Annotated in this window: 37 protein-coding genes; all 37 read left to right on the top strand. The window is 68.7% G+C overall.

What is annotated here, in order from left to right:
• The first annotated feature begins 192 nt into the window (after positions 1-192).
• The 37 genes from ACIRRS_RS22610 (at position 193) to ACIRRS_RS22430 (ending at position 19,789) form a co-directional block, all read left to right on the top strand.
• The gene (locus ACIRRS_RS22610) at positions 193-411 is read left to right on the top strand and encodes a hypothetical protein (protein ID WP_402973446.1); all 219 of its coding nucleotides are present in this window, start codon (positions 193-195) and stop codon (positions 409-411) included.
• Entirely contained in the window at positions 408-668 is a 261-nt protein-coding gene (locus ACIRRS_RS22605; protein WP_402973444.1) for a hypothetical protein, read from the top strand. Before ACIRRS_RS22610 ends, ACIRRS_RS22605 begins: the two co-directional genes overlap by 4 nt.
• The gene (locus ACIRRS_RS22600) at positions 665-850 is read left to right on the top strand and encodes a hypothetical protein (RefSeq protein ID WP_402973441.1); all 186 of its coding nucleotides are present in this window, start codon (positions 665-667) and stop codon (positions 848-850) included. The genes ACIRRS_RS22605 and ACIRRS_RS22600 overlap by 4 nt, the downstream gene beginning before the upstream one ends.
• Positions 851-879: 29 nt before the next feature.
• Positions 880-1,182 (top strand): hypothetical protein, encoded by a 303-nt coding sequence (locus ACIRRS_RS22595; protein WP_402973439.1) that lies wholly within the window; start codon positions 880-882, stop codon positions 1,180-1,182.
• Positions 1,182-1,340 carry a hypothetical protein gene (locus ACIRRS_RS22590; RefSeq protein ID WP_402973436.1) on the top strand — a complete coding sequence of 53 codons (159 nt, stop codon included), beginning with the start codon at positions 1,182-1,184 and terminating at the stop codon, positions 1,338-1,340. The genes ACIRRS_RS22595 and ACIRRS_RS22590 overlap by 1 nt, the downstream gene beginning before the upstream one ends.
• Positions 1,337-1,519: a hypothetical protein gene (locus ACIRRS_RS22585; RefSeq protein WP_402973434.1), complete on the top strand. Its 183-nt coding sequence runs from the start codon at positions 1,337-1,339 to the stop codon at positions 1,517-1,519. The genes ACIRRS_RS22590 and ACIRRS_RS22585 overlap by 4 nt, the downstream gene beginning before the upstream one ends.
• Positions 1,519-2,001 carry a hypothetical protein gene (locus tag ACIRRS_RS22580; RefSeq protein WP_402973431.1) on the top strand — a complete coding sequence of 161 codons (483 nt, stop codon included), beginning with the start codon at positions 1,519-1,521 and terminating at the stop codon, positions 1,999-2,001. Before ACIRRS_RS22585 ends, ACIRRS_RS22580 begins: the two co-directional genes overlap by 1 nt.
• A 117-nt stretch (positions 2,002-2,118) precedes the next feature.
• Complete coding sequence (locus ACIRRS_RS22575; protein ID WP_402973429.1) at positions 2,119-2,844, top strand: hypothetical protein; 726 nt, start codon at positions 2,119-2,121, stop codon at positions 2,842-2,844.
• Positions 2,845-2,928: 84 nt separating this feature from the next.
• Positions 2,929-3,420: a DNA cytosine methyltransferase gene (locus tag ACIRRS_RS22570; protein ID WP_402973427.1), complete on the top strand. Its 492-nt coding sequence runs from the start codon at positions 2,929-2,931 to the stop codon at positions 3,418-3,420.
• 178 nt (positions 3,421-3,598) lie between these two features.
• Entirely contained in the window at positions 3,599-3,925 is a 327-nt protein-coding gene (locus ACIRRS_RS22565; RefSeq protein WP_402973424.1) for a hypothetical protein, read from the top strand.
• Complete coding sequence (locus ACIRRS_RS22560) at positions 3,906-4,178, top strand: hypothetical protein (protein WP_402973421.1); 273 nt, start codon at positions 3,906-3,908, stop codon at positions 4,176-4,178. Before ACIRRS_RS22565 ends, ACIRRS_RS22560 begins: the two co-directional genes overlap by 20 nt.
• 65 nt (positions 4,179-4,243) lie before the next feature.
• The gene (locus tag ACIRRS_RS22555; protein WP_402973418.1) at positions 4,244-5,005 is read left to right on the top strand and encodes a phiSA1p31-related protein; all 762 of its coding nucleotides are present in this window, start codon (positions 4,244-4,246) and stop codon (positions 5,003-5,005) included.
• Positions 5,005-5,196, top strand: a complete 192-nt coding sequence (locus tag ACIRRS_RS22550) for a hypothetical protein (protein WP_402973415.1) — start codon at positions 5,005-5,007, stop codon at positions 5,194-5,196. Before ACIRRS_RS22555 ends, ACIRRS_RS22550 begins: the two co-directional genes overlap by 1 nt.
• Entirely contained in the window at positions 5,193-5,321 is a 129-nt protein-coding gene (locus tag ACIRRS_RS22545; protein WP_402973412.1) for a hypothetical protein, read from the top strand. The genes ACIRRS_RS22550 and ACIRRS_RS22545 overlap by 4 nt, the downstream gene beginning before the upstream one ends.
• The gene (locus tag ACIRRS_RS22540) at positions 5,321-5,683 is read left to right on the top strand and encodes a hypothetical protein (RefSeq protein WP_402973409.1); all 363 of its coding nucleotides are present in this window, start codon (positions 5,321-5,323) and stop codon (positions 5,681-5,683) included. Before ACIRRS_RS22545 ends, ACIRRS_RS22540 begins: the two co-directional genes overlap by 1 nt.
• Positions 5,684-5,694: 11 nt before the next feature.
• A complete protein-coding gene (locus tag ACIRRS_RS22535) occupies positions 5,695-5,979 on the top strand; it encodes a hypothetical protein (protein ID WP_402973406.1) in 285 nt (94 codons plus the stop codon).
• Positions 5,976-6,350, top strand: coding sequence for a hypothetical protein (locus ACIRRS_RS22530; RefSeq protein WP_402973404.1), 375 nt, complete (start codon positions 5,976-5,978; stop codon positions 6,348-6,350). The genes ACIRRS_RS22535 and ACIRRS_RS22530 overlap by 4 nt, the downstream gene beginning before the upstream one ends.
• Positions 6,347-6,610: a hypothetical protein gene (locus ACIRRS_RS22525; RefSeq protein ID WP_402973401.1), complete on the top strand. Its 264-nt coding sequence runs from the start codon at positions 6,347-6,349 to the stop codon at positions 6,608-6,610. The genes ACIRRS_RS22530 and ACIRRS_RS22525 overlap by 4 nt, the downstream gene beginning before the upstream one ends.
• Positions 6,603-7,010: a hypothetical protein gene (locus ACIRRS_RS22520; RefSeq protein WP_402973399.1), complete on the top strand. Its 408-nt coding sequence runs from the start codon at positions 6,603-6,605 to the stop codon at positions 7,008-7,010. The genes ACIRRS_RS22525 and ACIRRS_RS22520 overlap by 8 nt, the downstream gene beginning before the upstream one ends.
• Entirely contained in the window at positions 7,010-7,216 is a 207-nt protein-coding gene (locus ACIRRS_RS22515; protein ID WP_402973396.1) for a hypothetical protein, read from the top strand. The genes ACIRRS_RS22520 and ACIRRS_RS22515 overlap by 1 nt, the downstream gene beginning before the upstream one ends.
• A gap of 5 nt (positions 7,217-7,221) precedes the next feature.
• A complete protein-coding gene (locus ACIRRS_RS22510) occupies positions 7,222-7,419 on the top strand; it encodes a hypothetical protein (RefSeq protein ID WP_402973393.1) in 198 nt (65 codons plus the stop codon).
• 73 nt (positions 7,420-7,492) lie between these two features.
• Positions 7,493-9,955, top strand: a complete 2,463-nt coding sequence (locus ACIRRS_RS22505; RefSeq protein ID WP_402973390.1) for a phage/plasmid primase, P4 family — start codon at positions 7,493-7,495, stop codon at positions 9,953-9,955.
• Complete coding sequence (locus ACIRRS_RS22500) at positions 9,952-11,877, top strand: DNA polymerase (protein ID WP_402973387.1); 1,926 nt, start codon at positions 9,952-9,954, stop codon at positions 11,875-11,877. The genes ACIRRS_RS22505 and ACIRRS_RS22500 overlap by 4 nt, the downstream gene beginning before the upstream one ends.
• Entirely contained in the window at positions 11,874-12,233 is a 360-nt protein-coding gene (locus tag ACIRRS_RS22495; RefSeq protein WP_402973384.1) for an HNH endonuclease, read from the top strand. Before ACIRRS_RS22500 ends, ACIRRS_RS22495 begins: the two co-directional genes overlap by 4 nt.
• Before the next feature lie 599 nt (positions 12,234-12,832).
• Entirely contained in the window at positions 12,833-13,111 is a 279-nt protein-coding gene (locus tag ACIRRS_RS22490; RefSeq protein WP_402973381.1) for a hypothetical protein, read from the top strand.
• Between the two features lie 82 nt (positions 13,112-13,193).
• A complete protein-coding gene (locus ACIRRS_RS22485) occupies positions 13,194-13,940 on the top strand; it encodes a helix-turn-helix domain-containing protein (RefSeq protein WP_402973379.1) in 747 nt (248 codons plus the stop codon).
• Between the two features lie 29 nt (positions 13,941-13,969).
• On the top strand, positions 13,970-14,113 hold the full coding sequence (locus ACIRRS_RS22480; protein ID WP_402973377.1) for a hypothetical protein: 144 nt from the start codon (positions 13,970-13,972) through the stop codon (positions 14,111-14,113).
• A 51-nt stretch (positions 14,114-14,164) separates the two neighbouring features.
• The gene (locus ACIRRS_RS22475; RefSeq protein ID WP_402973374.1) at positions 14,165-14,722 is read left to right on the top strand and encodes a hypothetical protein; all 558 of its coding nucleotides are present in this window, start codon (positions 14,165-14,167) and stop codon (positions 14,720-14,722) included.
• Positions 14,723-14,808: 86 nt separating this feature from the next.
• On the top strand, positions 14,809-15,072 hold the full coding sequence (locus ACIRRS_RS22470) for a hypothetical protein (RefSeq protein ID WP_402973372.1): 264 nt from the start codon (positions 14,809-14,811) through the stop codon (positions 15,070-15,072).
• Positions 15,073-15,157: 85 nt separating this feature from the next.
• On the top strand, positions 15,158-15,385 hold the full coding sequence (locus ACIRRS_RS22465) for a hypothetical protein (RefSeq protein ID WP_402973370.1): 228 nt from the start codon (positions 15,158-15,160) through the stop codon (positions 15,383-15,385).
• Between the two features lie 400 nt (positions 15,386-15,785).
• Positions 15,786-15,962 (top strand): hypothetical protein, encoded by a 177-nt coding sequence (locus ACIRRS_RS22460; RefSeq protein ID WP_402973367.1) that lies wholly within the window; start codon positions 15,786-15,788, stop codon positions 15,960-15,962.
• Positions 15,963-16,032: 70 nt separating this feature from the next.
• Complete coding sequence (locus tag ACIRRS_RS22455; RefSeq protein ID WP_402973364.1) at positions 16,033-16,743, top strand: hypothetical protein; 711 nt, start codon at positions 16,033-16,035, stop codon at positions 16,741-16,743.
• Complete coding sequence (locus ACIRRS_RS22450; protein WP_402973361.1) at positions 16,740-16,931, top strand: hypothetical protein; 192 nt, start codon at positions 16,740-16,742, stop codon at positions 16,929-16,931. Before ACIRRS_RS22455 ends, ACIRRS_RS22450 begins: the two co-directional genes overlap by 4 nt.
• 63 nt (positions 16,932-16,994) lie before the next feature.
• Positions 16,995-17,603, top strand: a complete 609-nt coding sequence (locus ACIRRS_RS22445; RefSeq protein ID WP_402973358.1) for a hypothetical protein — start codon at positions 16,995-16,997, stop codon at positions 17,601-17,603.
• Between the two features lie 126 nt (positions 17,604-17,729).
• A complete protein-coding gene (locus ACIRRS_RS22440) occupies positions 17,730-18,380 on the top strand; it encodes a hypothetical protein (protein WP_402973355.1) in 651 nt (216 codons plus the stop codon).
• A 175-nt stretch (positions 18,381-18,555) separates the two neighbouring features.
• Positions 18,556-18,831 carry a hypothetical protein gene (locus tag ACIRRS_RS22435; protein WP_402973352.1) on the top strand — a complete coding sequence of 92 codons (276 nt, stop codon included), beginning with the start codon at positions 18,556-18,558 and terminating at the stop codon, positions 18,829-18,831.
• Positions 18,832-19,066: 235 nt separating this feature from the next.
• Positions 19,067-19,789 (top strand): hypothetical protein, encoded by a 723-nt coding sequence (locus ACIRRS_RS22430; RefSeq protein ID WP_402973349.1) that lies wholly within the window; start codon positions 19,067-19,069, stop codon positions 19,787-19,789.
• Positions 19,790-19,795 lie beyond the last annotated feature (6 nt).

Raw genomic sequence — 19,795 nt, 5'->3', positions numbered from 1 at the left:
CCGACGTCAGCGCCCACCGACGAGCTACGCCTTCGTGGCCTGGCTCGTCGGTGTCGGCGTGGGCGAAGTCCAGGCCTACGCCGACATCGGCGACTGGCCGTCCACGTGGGTTCCTCGCGCACAGGCGACGCTGCGTCGGCTCGGTGTGAGCTGCCAGGCGGAGGCGCGGGCGCTGTGGGAGAGGGGTGCTCGGTGAAGCGATCCGTCGAAGCCGTCCGCGCCGAGATCCACGAGGATCTGGATCGCTGGTGGGGTGAGGAGTACGACCGGCTGAAGGAGATGCTGGACGACCTCCTCCACGCCCACGCGCACGAGTTGGCGGAGAAGATCCGGGGGTACGCGGACACCGTCGACCCCTGCCTGTACGCCAATGTCGCTGCCGACTTCATCGACCCGGAGGCAGCGGGATGAGCGGCTACTTCATCGGGCCTCTGTCTCCGCTGGAGGCGGCGGAGGCATGGCTCGCGGCTGCTGTTGCGGCTCACGGGCACCTGGAGCACAGGGAACAGATCGACCTGATCGAAGACTTCCGTCGCGAAGTTCTCCGGGACGCCGCTTGTCGGGTGCGCGAGACGGAAGCCCGTCGGTACCCCGGCCTGATCTGGGGGGCCGTCCGTCGACTGCGCGCGGCATACTACGCCAAGATCATCGACCCGGAGCAGCCGTGACGGCGTCCGACGTGGGCCCCACCGACTGGGACCCGGACGACCTGATTGCCGACCTCGTGGCGGACCGGCTGTTCGTCCTCCGAACAGCGCGCCGGTTCGTCGCGGAACACCCGTGGCCGGACGGCTACGAGCCCGGAGACGTCATGGCCGTGGCCCGCTTCCTGGCGGGCGAAGAGAGTTAGGGGACAGCCATGTTGATGGGAGGCAGCGGATGAAGCTCGACCTCTCTGCTCTTGGCGCGCCCGCGCTGCCTGAGGGCCTGTTCTACCGCATCCGTGCGCACGAACTCGGGTGGGTTGAGTTCGAGATCCGGGAGCGCCGCCGATTCGGCTCACGACTCGTCCAGGGCTCAGAAGTTCACGTTGATCCGTCAACGCATCGAACCGTGGCCGACGTTCTGTTGCAGGGCTGCACGACCGCAAACGACCGTCGGATAGCTGCGCTGAACCGGCGCAGCATGTTCGCTCGCACTGCCGACTGCGCGGGGGACTACAACAGCAGGGGAGGGAACTGATGGCCAAGCTGATGCCGCCAGCGACGGTGAACGTGGAGCTGACACCGGCAGAACTGGCGCTCGTTCGCCGGGCGTTGGGCCTCGTCCACAACTTCGGTGACCCGGACGACTGGGAGCCCGCTGAGCGACTACGGGAGGACCTGGAGCCCGGAGAGTGAACGGCCCCGACTGGCTGTACCGCGTGAAGGTCTGGGCATCGGATCAGCGCGTGCAATGCCACTACTACACCGACGAGCAGGAGGCGCGACTCCAAGCCCGTGCGTTTCGGGCCGTCGGCTCGTACGTGGAACTGTCGACCGCCAGTGTCGGCGACTTCTTCGAGGAGCGAGAGAACTGATGGTCACCTTCGCTGAGTACCTGGAGCGGCACGCGCGGGACGACCTGACCGCACTGAAGTGCATGAGTTGTCGGCGACGCCGCACGCGAACTGACTTCCGTGAGATGCCGTGGCATGGCCGGGCGGCCGCGTGCCGGTCCTGCGAGGGGACTGATCGGTATCTGTGGCTCGTGGACCGTCGGCGCTGGGAGATGAGTCAGGAGCGGGAGAAGGTTCGCGCGCTCCGCCGGGGGCTGAGCTTGATGCGCGGCCAGCGTGACGCAGCGGCGTCCGACGCGGAGTTCTGTGCCGCCTACAAGTCACCTGAGCTAGCCCGCCTCCGCGCCTTCGTCGACGAGGTGAGGGAGCTCAACGGCTGGGCGTTCACGGGCGAGCCTGACCAGCATCGCGAACGGCTCGGGCGTGTCTGGTCGGCGCTGTACGAGCTGTGGGACTCCGAGCACGCGGGCCGGCCGTATCGGGGCCTGAACGAGCGCAGCTAAGCACCGTGGGTCGACCCACGGTGCGGGCAAACAGACCCGCTCCGACGCCCAGTAACTACGTCGCCGGGGGAGAGCCCGGCGACAACGAACCTGTAGCCGACGAGAGGCAGCAACAACATGGCAGGACTGCGAATCTACGAGACCGACCCCGACGCCAAGCCGCGTCCGCGGTCCTTCGCCGACGACATCGTGGGTCGCTTCCGCGCCGGGCGCATGACCGGCCGTCAGCCGGAGAGCCTGAGCGAGTGGCGCGTCACGACCGGTGACCCCACGGTGGCCGACCGAATCGCCGAGATGCTCGGCGGTGAGCCGGCCGCGTGGGAGACGGAGGCTGAGGATAACACCGAGATCCTGACCTCCACTCCGAGCGTCGACATTGTCATCGACGGCGCCTCGTCGGTGCAGTCGGACATGCGCCTGTACGGGCAGTTCGGCGGCGAGCCGATCCACTGGTGTGACGGCGTCGAGTTCCTGGACGACGACAACAAGGGGCAGCCGTGCGGGTGCCCTGAGTTGCTCGTTGACCGCAAGGCACTCGCGAAGAGCGGACGGGGTCCGAAGCCGAACATCAGCCTCGTCTTCAAGCTGGAGGAGGCGCCGGAGCTGGGCCACTTCAGGTTCAGGACGGGCTCCTGGGACCTGGCCAAGGTCCTTCACGAGGTGCTGGAGGCCCTGGACGAGGTGGGCGGTCCGGCCCGCGCGCGGCTCAGCATCGAAGAGGTCAACTTCACGATCAAGAACGGCCCGAAGAAGGGGACCAACGTCTCCTACAACAAGCCAGTCGTCAAGATCCTCGGCGCCGTCTCGGCTGCCGCATCGGCGGACCTGGCGAAGGCCGCCTGACACACAGCTGCGCCCGGTCCTGCGGAGTAGAGGACCGCAGGGCCGGGCGCTGTCCATCGTAGCGAAGAAGCAGAAGAGGAGAGCATGCCGATTCTGGAACTGTGCGCCGGCTACGGCGGACTGGGGATGGCGGTAGAGCAGCTGACCGGGGACCACGTCGCGTTCGTCGCGGAGTCCGACCCGGCCGCCTCCGCCGTTCTGGCCGAGCGTTTCCCCGGGGTGTCGAACGTCGGGGACATCACCGCGTACGACTGGCGGAAGCTCATCGGCCACGTGGACATCATCACGGCGGGGTTCCCCTGCCAGGACATCTCAACTGCGGGGCAAGGGGCTGGAATTGATGGCGAGCGGTCGGGGATCTGGCGGAATGTCGCGGACGCCGTTCGCGTACTTCGACCGCGAATGCTCTTCGTGGAGAACGTCAGCGCCATCCGGTCGAGGGGACTCGGCCGAGTGCTCGCCGACCTGGCCGCGATCGGGTACGACGCGCGGTGGGTCTGCCTTCGCGCGTCCGCCGTGGGCGCCGCCCACCACCGGGACCGCTTTTTCTGTCTCGCGGTACCTGCCGACGCCTGATACCGGCATGAGCCCCAACGGCCACGGCCGACGAGGTGGGCAGCCTGGGAACGGCAGGCAGTCCGGGATGTCCCTGGATGCCGTCGTGAGGACGCTGCCGACCCCGACCGCCTCCGACGGAACGGGCGGGCCCGGCAGTAGTCCCCGGCGTACCGGGGGCCTGAACCTCCGCACGGCCGTGCACGAGCTACCGGCAGACGAGGACGGCGTGCAGGACTGGGCGGAGTACGAGCCCGCCATCCGTCGGCAGGAGGCCTTCTCCGGTCGGCCCGCACCGCTTCCCACGGAGGTCGGCCCGAAGGGGGGTCGCCGGCTGACAGCCGACTTCGCGGAGTGGCTCATGTGGCTGCCCGACGGTCACGTGACCGATGTCCCCGGCCTGACCCGCACGCAGCAGCTTCACAAGATCGGAAACGGCGTCGTGCCGGCGCAGGCCTACGAGGCCTTCCGGTGGCTGATGCAGCAGAACGAAGAGGAGAGGGACCATGGCCCGCAAGCTCACTGACTTCACCGGCGCCGACATCACCGAGGGCAGCATCGGGGTCTACCCGTCTCGCCAGGGCAACACGGTGCGGAACTCGGAGGCGGTCGTCAAGCAGATCCGCAGCGTCCGCGACACCAAGGGACGCAGCCACCCGGAGTTGCTCGTCCAGCCGACCGGCCGCGACTCCGGACACATCCAGCGCAAGACGCTGACGGTCGTCAGCGTCGCCGCCGAGCACTTCGCCGTGACGGGCCACGTAGACGACACGTGCTGACCGTCACCGCCCCAGCCCCCGCGCAACGACGACGCGGGGGCTTCTTCGTACTTGAAAGAGGAGAGATGACGCAGGAGTTCAAGGTCGGCGACAAGGTGACGCACCGGATCTTCGGCGACGGGGAGGTGCGGCTCGGTCCGTACTCGTCGGTGTTCGCCGGGACAGACCCCGGATACACGGTGGAGATCACGACCGGCTCGCTGGCGGGTCGCGTGGGCCACTGCCGTGCTGCGGACCTCACCCTCCGCCCCGACTTCGAGCATGGCGCGACCGTCTTGGTCGACGGGGAGCGCTGTACGGTGACGGCCGGCCCGTTCCGGGACCGCTACGAGGCCGACCGCCCGTGGTACGTCGTGGAGAACCCGGACGGCAGCCACGAGACGTCGGCGGCGCGGCACATGACGCTCGCGCCGACGGTGGACACGTCCGTGAAGGTCGGCGACAGGGTGCGGGTGCTGGAGGCGATGCACGCGGAAGAGCAGCACGGGAAGCTCGGACGCATCACCGACACCGACGCGGCGTGGACGCCCCACAACGGTGAGGTACACCCCTACCGCGTTGCGCTGGACGGAGGGGGCTTCATCCTCGCCCGCCGTGTGGAGCGCGTCGGCGACGCCCCGGAGACCTACACCTACCGGGGCGTCGTCTACGACCTCACGGCCGCCTACCGCGACCAGGACGGCGATGTGTGGCGCCTGAGCGTCGACGAGCGGCACCCCAACGGCAGCCCGCTGGCAGCACTGAGGGTCAGCGGGTTCCACCCGCACGGGTCGTCGCTCGCTGGCGTGGTCAACCAGTACGGCCCCCTGACGCGGGTCACCGACTGATGGCCGTCTCCATCATCTACCCGGACGCCGCCCCCGCTCTGGGCGACGTCCGGGCTCTGGGGGAGCGGGACCTGATCATCATCGCGACCGGCTCCCGTGAACGCCCTGACTGGCCGCGCTACATGGACGCCGTCGGCGTCGCGGTCACCCGGGGCGCACGGCTGATCCACGCGGACGAGGAGGCTTCATGAACACCCTGCTCATCTACATCATCGGCGGCCTGTGGGCTGCCGGTTGCCTGGCCCTCGTGGCGCTCCTGGCCGTCGGCCTCGTGCGGTTCGTCGGCTGGCTCGTCGAGCGCGGGGAGGGTCGCTGATGGCGGTGAACGTGCTCCTCGAAACCCCGGAGGTCTGGCGCTCCGTCGTTCGGTACCGGCACCGCATGCGGAACCCGGAGACGGTCGGTCGGTACAGGCTGGACCCCGTCCTCCCCAGCTACCTGGAGGAGTGGGAGGACGAAGTCCGGGCCGATGTCTGCGGGCCCTACAACGACCCCGGCACGGCGCGACGCATGGCCGGCCGCACGGCGCTCGCCCTGGCTGCGGAGTCAGCACGGCAGACGCTCCGGCCGGGGGACACCATCCTGACGCGGCAAGTTGTCTCGGTCGAGATCGAGCGGGCACCGCTGGCGTGGGAAGTGGTCGACCAGCGGTGCCCGGAGAAGGGATGGGGCGGCTGATGGGGCGCACCATGCCGGAAGACAGCGACGTCTTCCGAGTCAAGATCGTCAGCCGAGAGTGGCGGAACAACCCGGAGTACCACTGCTTCCGGAACCCCGACGTTCCGCGCCGGCTCTACTCCGGCGACACGGTGACGACGTACGCAGGCCCCTACAAGTCCCGTGGTGGAGCCGCTGGACAGGCGAAGGCGCTTGCCTACCGGTTCGACCACAAGGCGCGACAGTCCGTCCTTCGGGAGGACGTTCTCTCGGTCACCATCCAGCGCGCCCGGACGACGTGGGAGGACGTGGAGTGAGCGAGTACCAGAAGGACAAGGACGGCGACGTCTGGCGGGTGGACGGAGTGTGGCTGACAAACCACAGGTACGCCGGCGATGTTGTTGGGTACTCCGAACCCGAGCACCGCGACGAAGTGACGCGACGGTGGGGCCCCCTCGTCCCCTGCACGGAGGACGGCTCCCCGCTGACTCCGGAGCCGCTCCAGGACGTCGTCCGAGCCCTTGTGGCTGCCGCGTTCGAAGACCTGGCGGAGGCCGCATACACGGCACACAGGGCTGCGCGCTACCCGGCAGAGGAGGCTGCGTACGACGGTCTCCACGACGCCGCGATCCGTGTTGCGAACGGTGTCCTAAGCGGAGAGATCAGGCCGAGGAAGGTGGCCGAGTGATCGTCATCGACGGCGACGGCGAAGAGCGCGCCATCACGCCGGACGTGTGGGAGGCCTTCGCTGAGTGGTACGGCGACAAGGCGTACCGGAAAGCCGACTTCGTAGAGGAACTGGAGGCGGCCCTCCGCCGACACATCGCGGACGAGATCGCGGCCGAGGGCCAGCGGCTCCGCGACCACGAGGAGTGGCCGCTCAGCCGCGAGGAGCGCGACTGCTACGACGACGCGTCGCGAATCGCTCGGGGGGGCGTCGATGGCTAACCCATCGAAGAAGCGCGGCACCGACTGGGAGTCCGCTGTCCGCGCCTACCTCCAGGAGCACCACAACCCCGACGCGCGCCGCAACGTCCAGATGGGCGCGAAGGACGTCGGGGACCTGGACGGTTACTACCTCCACGCGGCGGAGTGCAAGGACGAGCAGCGCATCACGCTCGCCGACTACATCGCGCAGGCCAACCGGGAAGCGGTCAACGCCGGCCAGCCCTACGGCTGCGCCGTCGTGAAGCGGCGCCGGGCGAGCGTGGCGGCCGGCTACGTCGTGCGGGACCTGGCGACGGACGTCCGGCTGATCAACCGGCTCAGGGACGCGGAGGAGACCCTCCAGGCCGTCGCGCCGACGGTCTACGCGGACCACATCCAGCGGCACGGAGAGGGGCACTGATGCGGGAAGCACGGATCACGTTCACGGCCACGCTCGACGTCTGGGCGGATGGCGATGAGTGGGACGGCGAAGACATGTCGCCCGACGATCTCCGGGGCTGGATCTCTCACGCTCTCGCTCGGGGTGACAAGCACGCGAGCGGCTATTCCGCGTATGGCGCCGTCGTGACGTCGGTGGAGTACGCGGACGTCGAAGAGGAGGAGTGAGCGGCATGGACAACTACATCAGCCACTCGGCACACCGACGGGACACGTGGAGGGCACACCCGTCGATCAAGGGCGTCCGCCGGGCAATCGAATGGGACCAGGGCCGGAACCACCTGACGATCTTCGGCCTGGAGCACACGCCGGCGGGCCGCGTCTACGTGGAGATCCCGCGCGAGGCTTGGGACACGGAGTTCTCCGACTAGCCACGCAAGTTGCTCACGGGGCGTCCTCTTCGGAGGGCGCCCCTTTACTGCATTTCGGAGGAGAGGAAACCTCGTGCGGCTGTCGGATCTGCTGGACCGGCTGACTGGTGTGACGGATGACCATGACGGCTACCTGGCGCTCTGCCCCGCCCACGCGGACAGGCGGACGCCGAGCCTGAAACTGACCCTGAAGGATGACGGCCGGCTGCTGATCGTCTGCCGTGCCGGCTGCCCGAAGGACGAGATCCTGGAGGCGCTTCGGCTTCAGGTGACGGATCTCTTCGACGTCGTCCCGGGCACGGCGACCCGCACCGTCTCCGCCGCGCCGCCCGAGTCGATCGGCCCCGGTGAGATAGCCGGGCTGCGCCTCTTCGTGGACGAGACGGCTGCCGCGCTGGCGTCGTCGCCGGAGGCCGTTGCTTACCTGGAGAAGCGGTTTGGCGTCAGCTTGGACCTCGCGGAGGACCTGGGGCTTGGCTACGCCGCGTCCGTCGACCGCCCGCAGAAGTGGCTGTCCCGCGCGCTCAACCGCTATCCGCGGATCACGGTCCCGCTGGCCGGCGCTGACGGCGTCGTGCGCGGACTCCAGGGCCGGGACCTCTCCGGGCAGTGCCCGGCCCGGTGGGTGTCGCTGGCCAACGTGGACGGCAAGGTGTGGGCGAAGTGGGGGCTGCTCAGCGCTGGCGCCGGCTATGACACCGTGCTCGTCACGGAGGGGCCGGGGGACGGCCTGACGTCGGTCGCGTGCGGCTACGACGCCGTGGTGATCCGGGGCGCCGGACTTGCCCAATCCCCGGAGGTCGTCCGGGAGTTGGCAGCTGTCCTGCGCGGCCGTGACGTCGTCTTCGCCGGAGACGCGGACCGGGCCGGCCGGGGGTTCAACTCCTCCCTGGCGCGCGCCCTGGCAGCCGAAGGCGTGCACGGTCGACGGCTGGAAGTGCCCCACGACGGCGACGATCTGACCGACTGGCGCGAGCGCGACCCGGAAGCGTTCCCCGCCGAGCTCCACCGCGCCGTTCGGCTGGCGAAGCCCGTCGACCTGGACGAGCCGGCGCCCCCGACAGCACCCGTCGAGGTGGAGGACGAGGCAGACCTTCCCATCCTTCGCGGAAGCGCACGGGAGGCGTTCGATGCGACGGACGTAGGCCTGGCCGTCCGCCTCCGCGACTACATGCGCGCGACGGGTGGAGGTGTGCGCTATGCCTCCGGGCTGGGGTACCTCGTCTGGGACGGGACCGTGTGGGTTCAGGGCCACGACGCCGTCCGCCGCGCGCTGCACCGCATGGGCGCCGAGATGATCGCGGAAGGCGGCGACGCGGAGCGCCGGCTTGCTCTGAAGGCGCTGACCAACCGGCACATCACCGGCATCCTCGCGGAGCTACCGAGCGTGCCCGGCGTACCGGCGGACGCGGCGGATTTCGACGCGGACCCGGAACTGCTCTGCGTGGCCAACGGTACGGTCCATCTGCCGACGAAGACGCTGCGTCCGCACGACCCGGCCGACATGATCACGCGGCGGCTCGCTGTCCGGTACGTCCCGGCCGCTTCGGCGCCGCGTTGGACGCTGTTCCTCGGGGAGGTCTTCCCCAACCACCCGGAGATGCCCTCTTACCTGCGCCGACTCGTCGGCTACGGCATCACAGGGTCTGTGTCAGAGCAGTGCTTCGCGTTCCACCACGGGGGCGGGAAGAACGGCAAGAGCGTCTACCTGGACGTCCTCTCGCACACCTTCCGGGGGATCGTCCAAGCGACCGAGTTCACGACGTTCGAGCAGCGGACGGCCGTCGGGCAGGCGAACCCGGAGCTGGCTCGTCTACGTGGTGCTCGGCTGGTGACAGCGTCGGAGACGGAGAAGTACAGCCGTCTCGCCGAAGCGTTGATCAAGCAGCTGACGGGCGGAGACGCGGTCACGGTGCGCTTCCTGCATCAGAACCCCTTCACCTACGTGCCGTCCTTCCTCCTCCAGGTGGCCGGCAACTACAAGCCGGCCATCCTGAGCCAGGACTACGGCATTTGGCGTCGGGTGAAGTTGATCCCGTGGGAGGCCGAGTTCCGCGGCTCGAAGGCGGACACGGCGCTTCCCGTCAAGCTGAAGGCGGAGGCGGAGGGCATCCTCGCGTGGGCGGTCGACGGTGCGGCCGAGTGGTACGCGCACGGCCTGGAGGAACCGTCCACCGTCCAGGCCGCCACAACGGACTATCGGGAGTCGGAGGATCGCCTCGCTGAGTTCATCGCGGCGAGCCTCGTCGTGGAGCAGGGAGCCCGCGTCGCACCGATGCAGCTCCGTCGCGCGTACGCCGACTGGGCAGAGGACGCCGGTCTGAGTCGGAAGGAAGTCCTCAGCGGGTGGGCACTCGGCGTGGAGATGGAGTCGCGCGGGTTCCGGAAGCGGAAGTCCAGCGGGAAATGGGGGTTCGACGGCATCCGGCTCGCCACCGACACCGAGCGGCGCCAGGACGGGGCAAACGATCTCTCCGCCCCGCCCAGTAACGGGGGTACGGACATCTTCGGACAGACACGGGAGGAAGCTGCGTGAGGAACTTCCGTCACAGAGTGGCGGGAGACGAGGTCAGTGTCCAGGTTCCGGAGGACTCCCGGGACCTGGACGCATTTCGTCTCTGGGTCCACGACCAGGTAGCCCGGGGCGGCATCGTCGCCGTCGACACCGAGACCTCCGGGCTCGACACGTTCTCCCCGACGTACCGCCTGCGCACCGTGCAGTTCGGCAACGCCGTGGCGGCGTGGGTGCTGCCGGTGGAGATCAGCAGGGAGATGCTGGAGGCGGCTCGCTGGGCGCTACGACTGCTGCCGTCGCTCACGATCCACAACGCCCCGTTCGACCTCCTCGTGATCGACCGCCACGCTGGTGTCCCGCTCGAAGAACTGGGCCCCAAGGTGACGGACTCCCGCATCTACGCCCATCTCCGGGACCCCCGTCAGCAGCAGGAAGGTGGTATCGGGCTCGGCCTGAAGCCGCTATCCGCCGCCTTCGTCGACTGCAACTCGCCGGACACACAGGAGGGCCTGACAGCGGAGTTCCACGCGCAAGGGCTGACGAAGGCGACGGGCTGGGGAAGGATCAACCTCTGGACGGACGTCTACCTCCTCTACGCAGGCCTGGACGTCATTCTCGGCAGCCGGCTACTTCCGGTGCTGCGGCACGAAGTGGCGAAGCTGGGCGTCTCGCGGCGCCTGGCCGACTTCGAACACCGCGTCATGCTGCTCTGCGCTCGAATGGAGCGGCGCGGCATGCGGGTGGATGTCGACTACGTCCGCAGACTCGTGGGCCGGCTGGAGGAGGAGGCGTCGCTCCACGCGAAGCGCGCGAGCAAGTACGGCGTGACGTCCGTCAACGCAACGGCTCAGGTCTCGGCCGCCCTCCTCGGGATGGGTGAGCAGCTGACGGAGCGGACGCCGTCGGGGGCCTGGAAGGTGGACAAGGCCATCCTGCTCGACCTGGCCGACCTTGACGGCCAGTGGCAGCCGCGCGAGACCCGCACGCCCAACCCCTTGGCGGACGCGGTGATCCGCAGCAAGCGGGCGGGGAAGTGGGGCACCTCCTACGGGGTCGCCCTCCGCGACGGCCTGGACGTCAACGGCCGAATCCACTGCAAGGTGAACAGCCTCCAGGCCAGGACAGCCCGGATGTCCATCTCCAGCCCGCCGCTTCAGCAACTGCCGTCGGGGGACTGGGCGATCCGTCGAGCGCTCATGGCCGACGCGGGCCACCGCATCGTCTCCGTGGACTACTCCGCAGTGGAGATGCGCGTCCTGGCCGCGCTGGCGGACGAGACCACCATGAAGCGCGCCATCTCCGAAGGAAGGGACCTCCACGACTTCACCGCCGAACTGATCTGGGGCCCCGACTTCACGAAGCACCACCGGAAGGTGGGCAAAGGCGTGGGTTTCGGCAAGGTCTACGGGGGTGGGGCACTGACGCTGAGCCGTCAGACAGGCGCGCCGCTTGCAGAGGTTAAGAACGCGATTGCCGCCTACGACCGGGTGTACCCCGGAATCAAGCGGTACTCTCGGCAGCTCCAGCGGGAGGCACGAGCCGACGGCTACGCCGTCTGGACCCCGTCGGGCCGACGGCTTCCCCTGGACCGCGATCGGGTCTACAGCGCCACGAACTACGTGGTGCAGAGCACTGCGCGTGACGTCCTCTGTCAGGCACTCCTGGATCTTCAGGACGCAGGGTGGGCGGACCACCTCCTCCTCCCCGTGCACGACGAAGTCGTAGCGCAGGCGCCTGAGTCGGAGGCCGAAGAGGTGGCGCGGGAGATCGGCAAGGTGATGGCCATGGACTTCATCGGTGTTCCGCTGGACACCGACCCCGAGGTGGGCGGCCGGAGCTGGGGCTCCCTCTACATGAAGAAGGCCGCGACCATGACCGAGAACGACGCGTGGTACGCCGCGAACCCCGAAGCCGCGCGGGCGGCGGAGCTGGCGCGGGCATGAGCACGGTTCGTCGTCGTCCATGCATCGACGGTACCGCTACGCACCGACAAAGGGAACGCACGTTCGAACGTGTTGCCCGACGCCGGCCGGTCGTCGTTTCCGTAGCCAACCGTCGACCACGCCGACTCCCCGCTGTTCCGTGGTCCCAACTTCTTGCGCGCTGGGAGGAGTTGGGGTGGTACGGCTGCTTCTACTGCGACGGGCACGGGCCGGTGGAGGTGGACCACGTCGTCCCGATGTCCATGGGCGGGCTGGACGGCCCGGCGAACCTCGTCCCGGCATGCCCCGGCTGCAACGGGGCTAAGGGTGACGGTGCCGCCGTGCTCTTCACGCCGTGGACACACGTGTGGCACTGAGGGGCGTCGAGTGCGCCGCGTTTCTGCGCGTGACCAGGGGGTTTGAGAGCGTGACACGCCGGAGCTGCCCAGTCCGGATGGCATATTTGGTCACGATCGTATTACGTCGTGTGCGCGCCAAACTCCCTGGTCATGTGCCGTACGGCACAAGCTTGGTGTCTCCTTGGTCGATCGTTTACCAGACAAAGCGCGCAAGTCGGACGCTTCAATCTCGAACTACCTCGTTGTCCGAAAGGCGACCATGACCTACAGTCCCTGTCACGTCACTCCAGCTCAGAGGGTGGAGGGTCTGGCGGCGACACTGACGCGCGACCTGGCCGAAATCCCTCGCCTCGCTGAACTGTGTGCTGCCGTAAGCGACATGAGAGGCCGGCGCCCTCCAGCCGACCCCGACGGAACTGGTCGGCGGGCTTCCGCCGGCCCCGGACGCCCCACCGAAGACACGGCGTTGGATGACGCTCGCCTCCTCATCACTGACGAGCTGCGCACCGCCGTGCACCACATGATCAATGCCGCCGCGTACGTCGCGGGAGTACGGGCGGCGCTGGACCGGGCCCTCTCCGGGTGGGAGGGGGAGCCGTACACCGAGGGGGCAGCGAGTGCAGACGGTCACGACGCGGGAGATCCTGGCGATCCGGCGTGCCTATCTGACGGGACCGATGGCGACCCTGGCGCAGCGGCGTGATCTCGCGCGGTGCGCGGCACAGATGCACGTGCCGGTCGCGGATCGCGAGTGCGAGTGGGTGTGGGACGCAGACACGCTGATTGTGCTTCCGGGGAGCGACGAGTGCCCGGAAGCCCGCTGTGACGTGGTGCTGGCCGAGTGCAGCGCTGTCCACGTGCACTACGTGTCGGTGACGGTGGCTCAGTCCGCCTAGCTATGTGGCGCAGGTCACATTTCCAAGGGCAAACGGCGATCCCCGTCCGCCCAGTAACTCCCGCACACCGAGGGGAGCCGCAATGATTACCACCGAGACCATCCAGTCCGCTCAGGCCGGCGACAGCGACGCGATGTGGGAGATTCTCACGGGCGTGGAACCGATGATGCTCCGTATCATCGCCACCGTGACCAGTGGTCAGGCGTCCGCCAACGACCGGGACGACCTCCTCCAGGAGGCCCGCGCGGCGATGATCACCCGGGTGCACGCCTACGACACCACGGGCCCGGCGAGCCTCCAGACGAGGGCGTACCGGGAAGTGCACGGCGCCGTGGCCCGTGCGTGGGTCTCGGCCCGCTCGACCGTCACCCCGGAACCGGAGGTCGCGCTTCGCGTCCGTCGGGCACTGGGCGAGGCCGAGGGGGACGTGGAGGTGGCGGCCCGTCGCCTGAGCGAACTGCCGGCCGATCGTCGCGTGAGCCGCTCGCGCTTCATGGCCGCGCTGGAGGCGCTCACTCCCGCGATCGATCTAGAGGCGCAGGTCAACAGCGGCAACGGTAGGACGCTCACCCTCGCCGAAGTCCTGCCCGACACCCACGGCGAGGACCTCGCCGAGCAGGCAGCACGCCGGGACCTGGCGGTCAGGGCCCTCGCGTCAGTCACACCGCGCAGGGAACTCGTGCTGCGTGCCTCGTACGGCGTCGGCATGCCGCCGATGGAAGACGCGGAGATCGGCGGACATCTCGGCGGCGTCGCGCCGGCGCGTGTCCGGCGTATCCGGTGGGACGGAATCCAGCAGGCGCGCGCGGCCCTGTCCGCAGCTGCGTGAGTTACCAACGAACCGAGGAGACGATCCCGATGCGACTGCCCAGCCTGGACGCCTACGACATGACCGGCATCCGCGCCAACGAGGCCGCCACCTGGCCTGACGAGGATCGGGAGGCGTGGGACGAGCTGACCGACGCCGACCACCGGACCACCGTGGAGCAGCTGCTCCAGTAGCACCGTGGGTCGACCCACGGTACTCGAAGACTCATGACCAGAGGAGAGACCTTGACTGACATCAGCCTGTCGTACCGAGCGTTCGGCAGCGCGCCGGGGATGGAGGTGGAAGGGTCACACCACGTGGACGGCGGGGCCTACCTCCGCATCGGCGCGGGCAATGCGCACCTGACGCCGGAGGAGGCCCGGCAGCTCCGCAACGAGCTGAACGGCATCCTCGGAGAGACGTCCGCCGGCCTCGTCGTCGGCGCCCGCGTGGTGATCCTGGCCGGTGACCCGGGCGGAAGCAGTGCCGACGACGGCAAGGCGGGACGGATCAACTCAACGGACCCGGGCGACACCAGGTACCCGTACCTGGTGGACCTCGACGACGGCAAGGCGGTGTGGTGTCACGCCGTCCGCCTCGTCGAGACGGAGGAGGCGAAGGCGGACCCGTCGACCGGCGAGGGGGACGGCGCCTCAGCGGCCGTCAACGCGGCCTTCCTCCTCCGCCGTCACGCGGCCGTCACCGCGAAGGGGCTGCTCTCCGGGCGCGTGGAGCCCGGTTCGTACGGCGCCTCGCCGGACGCCATCATGAGGCTGGCCGGCTGGTTGCTCGGCGAGAACTAGGACTTGTGCCGTACGGCACAAGTATGTCATCCTTGAGCTACGCGAGGGACGCACGGAGCGACCTTCACTAACTGAGAGGATGTCCGATGAATCTGACCGAGATTCGCCCGCAGGACGTCGAGCAGGGCACCCGGCTGGCGTTCTTCTACGGGCCCCCGCGCGCACCGTTCGGGCAGGGGAACCCGGTCGACAACGTCCTCACCACGCGAGTTGTCACCTCCGTGGAGGCTGACGGCGTCTACGACAGCCAGCGTGGCGGCTGGCGAGGTCGGACGCGGTTCTTCCTCCGCTACGAGGACGGCCACGCCGCCTGGATCGGCAAGGACGACACGGTGTTTCGCGTCAGCTAGCGAATAAGGCGAAGGCCTCCTGCGAGTAGAGGACGCGGGAGGCCTTCGCCTTGCCTTGAACTGCATGTCCATGTGAGGGGCTGCGATGTTCACGTTCGTCCTCCGCAGGGACTGGCCCGGCATGCCGGACGTCGTCACCTACACCTCCTGGTGGCCGTCCGTGGCGCAGGTCCAGGCGGCTGCACGCATTCGGCTGATGACGGTGTGCGGCGCCACGTCAGCAGAGATCGTCAACGCGGAGCGGGTGGTCATTCAGGTGCTGACGCGCGACGACGTTTCGTCGCCTGCTCCGATCTGGAGGGAAGAGCGGTGATCAATGGCAGCCGTCACATGCCCGAGCTTGGGCTTCCCGTACAGTGCCCCGGCTCATGTCGTCGGACGGCGTTCGTGACGGTCGAAGGGTGGAGGGCGGGCTATCTGGGCCCCCCACTTGACGGAGAACGGGGTGCGCTGCACCGCGTCTGGGATGGCCTGGACGCCTGAGGCTGCGATAGCCCGAGACGGCAAGCTCAACCCCGAGGAGCGCGCCGTCCGTGACCGGACATACAGGGTGCTGACAGCCTGTCGCGGATTCGATTCCATCACCGGGGAGGAATGCCACCACCCGGTGTGCCACCGCGAGAAGGTGCAGCGCAAAGCCGCGTAGCGCCAACCCCCAAGGGGCCCCGCGAGTAGAGGACGCGGGGCTGGCCCTTTTGTGCTTGGAGGACCCAATGCCCCACCGCATCATCCGCGCCCTCGGCACCATCGTCCTGGCCGGCCCGGAGCGCGACGAGCTGACCCCCGCACAGGCCCGGTCGATCGCCCACCGGCTGGTCGACGCCGCGCGAGACGTCGAGAGGCAGGTGCCGGTGAAGGGTGACGGGTGGGCGCAGCCGGAGTTGAGCTAGGGACTTGTGCCGTACGGCGCAAGTCTGCTCTACTGGAGTTACACAAGGAACTCACGCAGAGGAGAAACCCGTGACCGCGACGCCCATCATGAAGAAGTACCGGTTCAGCATGCGCATGGTGGACGTCCTGCTGTCTGGCGAGAGCGCTGATGGGGCCCACGGCCGGACCGGAACGCTTGTAGCCCTGATTGACCGCCAGATGATCACGGCGGCGACCAGCGAGACCGGCGGCCGCCACCTCCTCACCGAGAAGGGCCGGGAGGTGCTCGCCGAGCTGCGAGCGGCGGCACAGCCGGACGACCACGCCTGCGTCGCCGACGGCGAAGGGCGGGACGCTGCGGCTCTCACCCACATCCGCACGGAGAACGGCGTCACCGCCCTCGTCACCACCCGTGCCGCTCTGGATGAGATCAACGCCGGAATGATGAGGCCGACGAAGAAGCTCGTCCGGCAGATGTCCGCCAGGGGTGCCAGTGCCAGTTTGGAGTACTTCGACGGCCGCAAGGTCAGCATCTGCCCGGCCACGCCGGAGGAGATCGAGGCCCTGAGTGCGAAAGCACAGCCCACCGCCCTGGCCACGGAGTACCGCACCCTTAAGGGTGCCAAGATCGGCGACACCCTCACCCTCTGGGAGCGCGGCGGCAAGAAGGGCCCCACCGGCACCCCGACCACCGTCACCATCGCCGAGATCCGCGGCGGCTGGTACGTCACCAGCCCCGGCAGCGACCGCGCCCGGTTCCTCGGCGGCACCGGCTCCAAGTACTGGGTGGTAGTCGCATGAGCGGGGGCAACGCGTGCCGCAACAAGGAGCACCGCCCGCACTGGCGAGTTCTGCTCCGGAACGCCCACCGCTCAGCCTTCAACGGCTACCGGCTCACCGCGAGCGCCTACTCCGAGATCCAGTGCACCCAGTGCGGTCACGTGTGGCGCACGAAGGCCGCCTACGTTGCGACGCTCCCCAACGCCTGAGTATCTGCCGGACCCGCGAGTAGAGGACGCGGGTCCGGCCCTTCACAGAGAAGAGGCAGAGAGATGAAGCACAACCCGCCGTCCGAAACCGCCTCCGGTGCCGCCGTAGAGGCAGCCGCCTTGGAAGTCGGCACCCGCGTTCGTACCCTCATCGACCTCGACTCCGCCGACTGGGCGCCCGAGCAGCCCGACATCCCCGCCGGCTCGCTCGGCACGGTGGACAGCGTCGACTACGCCCACAACGACCCGACCCGAGTTACCCGTTACGGGGTGATGCTGGACGACTCCGTTTACCGCCTAGCCGTGGACATGAGCCTCGACGAGGTGGAGGCCCTCCCGCACTGCACGGCCACCTTCGCGCCGCCGAACACGGACGCCATGCCCTGCGTCCTGCCCCCGCACCCGCACGACCCGACCCACGAGACCGCCCCCGTCGGCGACCCCGGCCGGCAGTGGGCATGGCGGGACGGCGCCCCGGGGGCGACGCTTCCCGTCCACCGCTTCGCGGAGGCGCGGGACCTGGAGGAGGGGGACCGGATCGAACACCACGGACGGGCCTGGACGGTAGCTTCCGTGTGGTGGATCGGCGCAGGCTGCACCGTCTTCGCGACGAACGGCGGAGAGATATACACCGATCCGGGCCACGTGTTCGAGGTGCGGCGGGACGGCTAACTAGATGGGCGCCGTTGGGAGTTGATCCCGACGGCGCCTGAGGTGTTTCACCCTCCCAAGGCTTGTGCCGTACGGCACAAGTATGTCATTATGGAGTCACCCGAGGAACTCACGCAGGAGGAACGAATGGACGCCATGACCGCCACCGAGAAGGCGCAGCGAACCGCCCAGGAGATCCTGTGCCTCGCGATTCAGGGCGACTCCGTTGTGACGCGACTGCTGGTGGATGAGGTGCTCCAGAAGGGCCGTGACGAGTACTGGGGCGGCGCGAACGTGCGCACGGTCTTCGTCTGGGTCCGCAAGTACGCGTCGCACCGCAACGTGGTGCTGGCCCTCACCGAGCGGGAGATCCGCAACCAGGAGGCGCTGAAGGCTGAGCGGGCCGAGCGTGTCGCGCTGGAGAGTCGGCTCCTCGCGGTGGGGGGCGTCTCGGTGGAGGCTGCGGAGTCGGAGCCGCCGGCCGCTGACGAGACTCCGTCGAAGCCGGTGGCGGGTGTCACCTACGCGTCGGTGCGGCGCTTCCTCGGGCGGACGTTCCCGCTGAGCCGCACGGCTTCCAACGGGCGGCGCTGGTCGGAAGGTGTGCGTGTGCAGACCCTTGCCGGCGGCGATGTGGTGGTGACCTACGCGGAGAACCACGCCAACTTTTACTCGGATGGGTCGTGTGGCGTCTCTGAGCTGGAAGCGGTCCGCGAGCACCTGCGGCGCAGGTACGACGTGGCCGACTACGGCCCCAGCGACGGGGGTCGGCTGCTCGTCACTCGGAAGTCGGCCTAGGGCTCAGATATCTAGACTTGTGCCGTACGGCACAAGTGTGTCATTATGGAGTTCCACGAGGGACTCACGAAGGTGCAGATCCAACGCTGATCCTGTTCCACTGGCCGGCCCTGCGAGTAGAGGACGTGGGGCCCGCCACCCAAACGCACGGCAACGAACCGGAGGAGAAGTCAGGATGGCACGGCGGAAGTGGTGGGCGGGCAGGCTCTTCAGCATCGGCTACCGCGCGGGAGACCGACCGTCGATCGACCCGCCGAAGGTCGGCATCACGGTGGAGGTTGCGGACGGGACGCAGGCCGGGCGGATGATCGACCTCAACTTCAGCCCGTCGGATGCTCGCCAGTACGCGGAGTGGCTGCGGGCGGCGGCTGACAGGGTGGACGAGGAGATCCGTCGGTGTGCGATCACCCGCGACGCGGTGGCCTTCGTGGCGGAGAGGGGCGGGCAGTGAAAGGGGTAATCGGGCCGCGTCAGCGAGAGGTCTTGACGTTGCTCTCGCAGAGGCTCGGCGGACGGTGGGCTCCTGGCTGCGGATGGCACTACGGCGGACACTACGCGACCACGCGGATCATGGTCTATCTCGTGCGTCGGGGATTGGTCGCTGACGTTCAGGAAGTCTCGGATGTCCCGTGGTGGTTCGAGATCACCAACACCCGCCGCGATGAGGCTCGAAAGGAAAATGGCTGATGACCCGCACACCCTGGCACGTCCGTACCGCCCGTCGCGTCGGTCAACCCGCCGTCCTGTACGCCGCGTTGGCCTTGTCCGCCCCCGGGGAGTTCGCACTCGGCGTGATGGCCGGCTGGGACTGGCGGGTGGCCTGGCTGATGCCGGCCGTGCTCTCCGTGTGGGCGGCGTGGTCCGCGAGCAACGCGCGTGACTGGGCCAACCTCGTCCGCAAGTACCACGCGATCGGCGCGACGGAGCGCGAGACGGACGCGAAGAGAAAGCGGGGGAGTGCAACGCGCGGCGCACTGCTCGCGCTCGTCGTCGCAACTGCCGCGCAAATCACGGAACATGTGCTGACGACCGGCGCAACCGGAGCGCGAGCGTGGGTCGTGATCGTCGTCTCCGCCGTGCCGCCCCTCGTGGCCGCGCACGTCCTCCACCTGGACCCGCCGGAGGAGGATTCCGGGACGGAGCACGGGCCGACCGAGGAGACCGTGATCTCTCGCAAGGCGGAGATCAACAAGCGCCAGTGGGCGTCCCGGCCGGCTCGCGTCGTGAAGCCGGTGAAGCCAGTGCCGGACGTGTGGCTGCCGGTTGCTGACGCCGCCAAGCGCACGGGCGTCCACGTGACCACCCTCTACCGGCGCATAGACCGCCCGGACTCCGGGATTCGGACCCGCAAGGAGGGCGGCCGGCAGCTCGTACTGTGGTCGGACATCCAGCCGGTGAACAGCATCTAGGAGGTA

Source organism: Kitasatospora sp. NPDC101183 (assembly GCF_044767945.1).
GTDB lineage: Bacteria > Actinomycetota > Actinomycetes > Streptomycetales > Streptomycetaceae > Kitasatospora.
The sequence above is the reverse complement of the archived record's forward strand: the minus strand, read 5'-3'. Positions and strand labels throughout refer to the sequence as shown.

Excerpts from the sequence above, each read along its gene's own strand:
- ACIRRS_RS22605 (WP_402973444.1), top strand. The coding sequence starts at position 408 with ATGAGCGGCTACTTCATCGGGCCTCTGTCTCCGCTGGAGGCGGCGGAG.
- ACIRRS_RS22595 (WP_402973439.1), top strand. The coding sequence starts at position 880 with ATGAAGCTCGACCTCTCTGCTCTTGGCGCGCCCGCGCTGCCTGAGGGC.
- ACIRRS_RS22590 (WP_402973436.1), top strand. The coding sequence starts at position 1,182 with ATGGCCAAGCTGATGCCGCCAGCGACGGTGAACGTGGAGCTGACACCG.
- ACIRRS_RS22580 (WP_402973431.1), top strand. The coding sequence starts at position 1,519 with ATGGTCACCTTCGCTGAGTACCTGGAGCGGCACGCGCGGGACGACCTG.
- ACIRRS_RS22575 (WP_402973429.1), top strand. The coding sequence starts at position 2,119 with ATGGCAGGACTGCGAATCTACGAGACCGACCCCGACGCCAAGCCGCGT.
- ACIRRS_RS22570 (WP_402973427.1), top strand. The coding sequence starts at position 2,929 with ATGCCGATTCTGGAACTGTGCGCCGGCTACGGCGGACTGGGGATGGCG.
- ACIRRS_RS22560 (WP_402973421.1), top strand. The coding sequence starts at position 3,906 with ATGGCCCGCAAGCTCACTGACTTCACCGGCGCCGACATCACCGAGGGC.
- ACIRRS_RS22555 (WP_402973418.1), top strand. The coding sequence starts at position 4,244 with ATGACGCAGGAGTTCAAGGTCGGCGACAAGGTGACGCACCGGATCTTC.
- ACIRRS_RS22550 (WP_402973415.1), top strand. The coding sequence starts at position 5,005 with ATGGCCGTCTCCATCATCTACCCGGACGCCGCCCCCGCTCTGGGCGAC.
- ACIRRS_RS22545 (WP_402973412.1), top strand. The coding sequence starts at position 5,193 with ATGAACACCCTGCTCATCTACATCATCGGCGGCCTGTGGGCTGCCGGT.
- ACIRRS_RS22540 (WP_402973409.1), top strand. The coding sequence starts at position 5,321 with ATGGCGGTGAACGTGCTCCTCGAAACCCCGGAGGTCTGGCGCTCCGTC.
- ACIRRS_RS22535 (WP_402973406.1), top strand. The coding sequence starts at position 5,695 with ATGCCGGAAGACAGCGACGTCTTCCGAGTCAAGATCGTCAGCCGAGAG.
- ACIRRS_RS22520 (WP_402973399.1), top strand. The coding sequence starts at position 6,603 with ATGGCTAACCCATCGAAGAAGCGCGGCACCGACTGGGAGTCCGCTGTC.
- ACIRRS_RS22515 (WP_402973396.1), top strand. The coding sequence starts at position 7,010 with ATGCGGGAAGCACGGATCACGTTCACGGCCACGCTCGACGTCTGGGCG.
- ACIRRS_RS22510 (WP_402973393.1), top strand. The coding sequence starts at position 7,222 with ATGGACAACTACATCAGCCACTCGGCACACCGACGGGACACGTGGAGG.
- ACIRRS_RS22495 (WP_402973384.1), top strand. The coding sequence starts at position 11,874 with ATGAGCACGGTTCGTCGTCGTCCATGCATCGACGGTACCGCTACGCAC.
- ACIRRS_RS22485 (WP_402973379.1), top strand. The coding sequence starts at position 13,194 with ATGATTACCACCGAGACCATCCAGTCCGCTCAGGCCGGCGACAGCGAC.
- ACIRRS_RS22480 (WP_402973377.1), top strand. The coding sequence starts at position 13,970 with ATGCGACTGCCCAGCCTGGACGCCTACGACATGACCGGCATCCGCGCC.
- ACIRRS_RS22470 (WP_402973372.1), top strand. The coding sequence starts at position 14,809 with ATGAATCTGACCGAGATTCGCCCGCAGGACGTCGAGCAGGGCACCCGG.
- ACIRRS_RS22465 (WP_402973370.1), top strand. The coding sequence starts at position 15,158 with ATGTTCACGTTCGTCCTCCGCAGGGACTGGCCCGGCATGCCGGACGTC.
- ACIRRS_RS22460 (WP_402973367.1), top strand. The coding sequence starts at position 15,786 with ATGCCCCACCGCATCATCCGCGCCCTCGGCACCATCGTCCTGGCCGGC.
- ACIRRS_RS22450 (WP_402973361.1), top strand. The coding sequence starts at position 16,740 with ATGAGCGGGGGCAACGCGTGCCGCAACAAGGAGCACCGCCCGCACTGG.
- ACIRRS_RS22445 (WP_402973358.1), top strand. The coding sequence starts at position 16,995 with ATGAAGCACAACCCGCCGTCCGAAACCGCCTCCGGTGCCGCCGTAGAG.
- ACIRRS_RS22440 (WP_402973355.1), top strand. The coding sequence starts at position 17,730 with ATGGACGCCATGACCGCCACCGAGAAGGCGCAGCGAACCGCCCAGGAG.
- ACIRRS_RS22435 (WP_402973352.1), top strand. The coding sequence starts at position 18,556 with ATGGCACGGCGGAAGTGGTGGGCGGGCAGGCTCTTCAGCATCGGCTAC.
- ACIRRS_RS22430 (WP_402973349.1), top strand. The coding sequence starts at position 19,067 with ATGACCCGCACACCCTGGCACGTCCGTACCGCCCGTCGCGTCGGTCAA.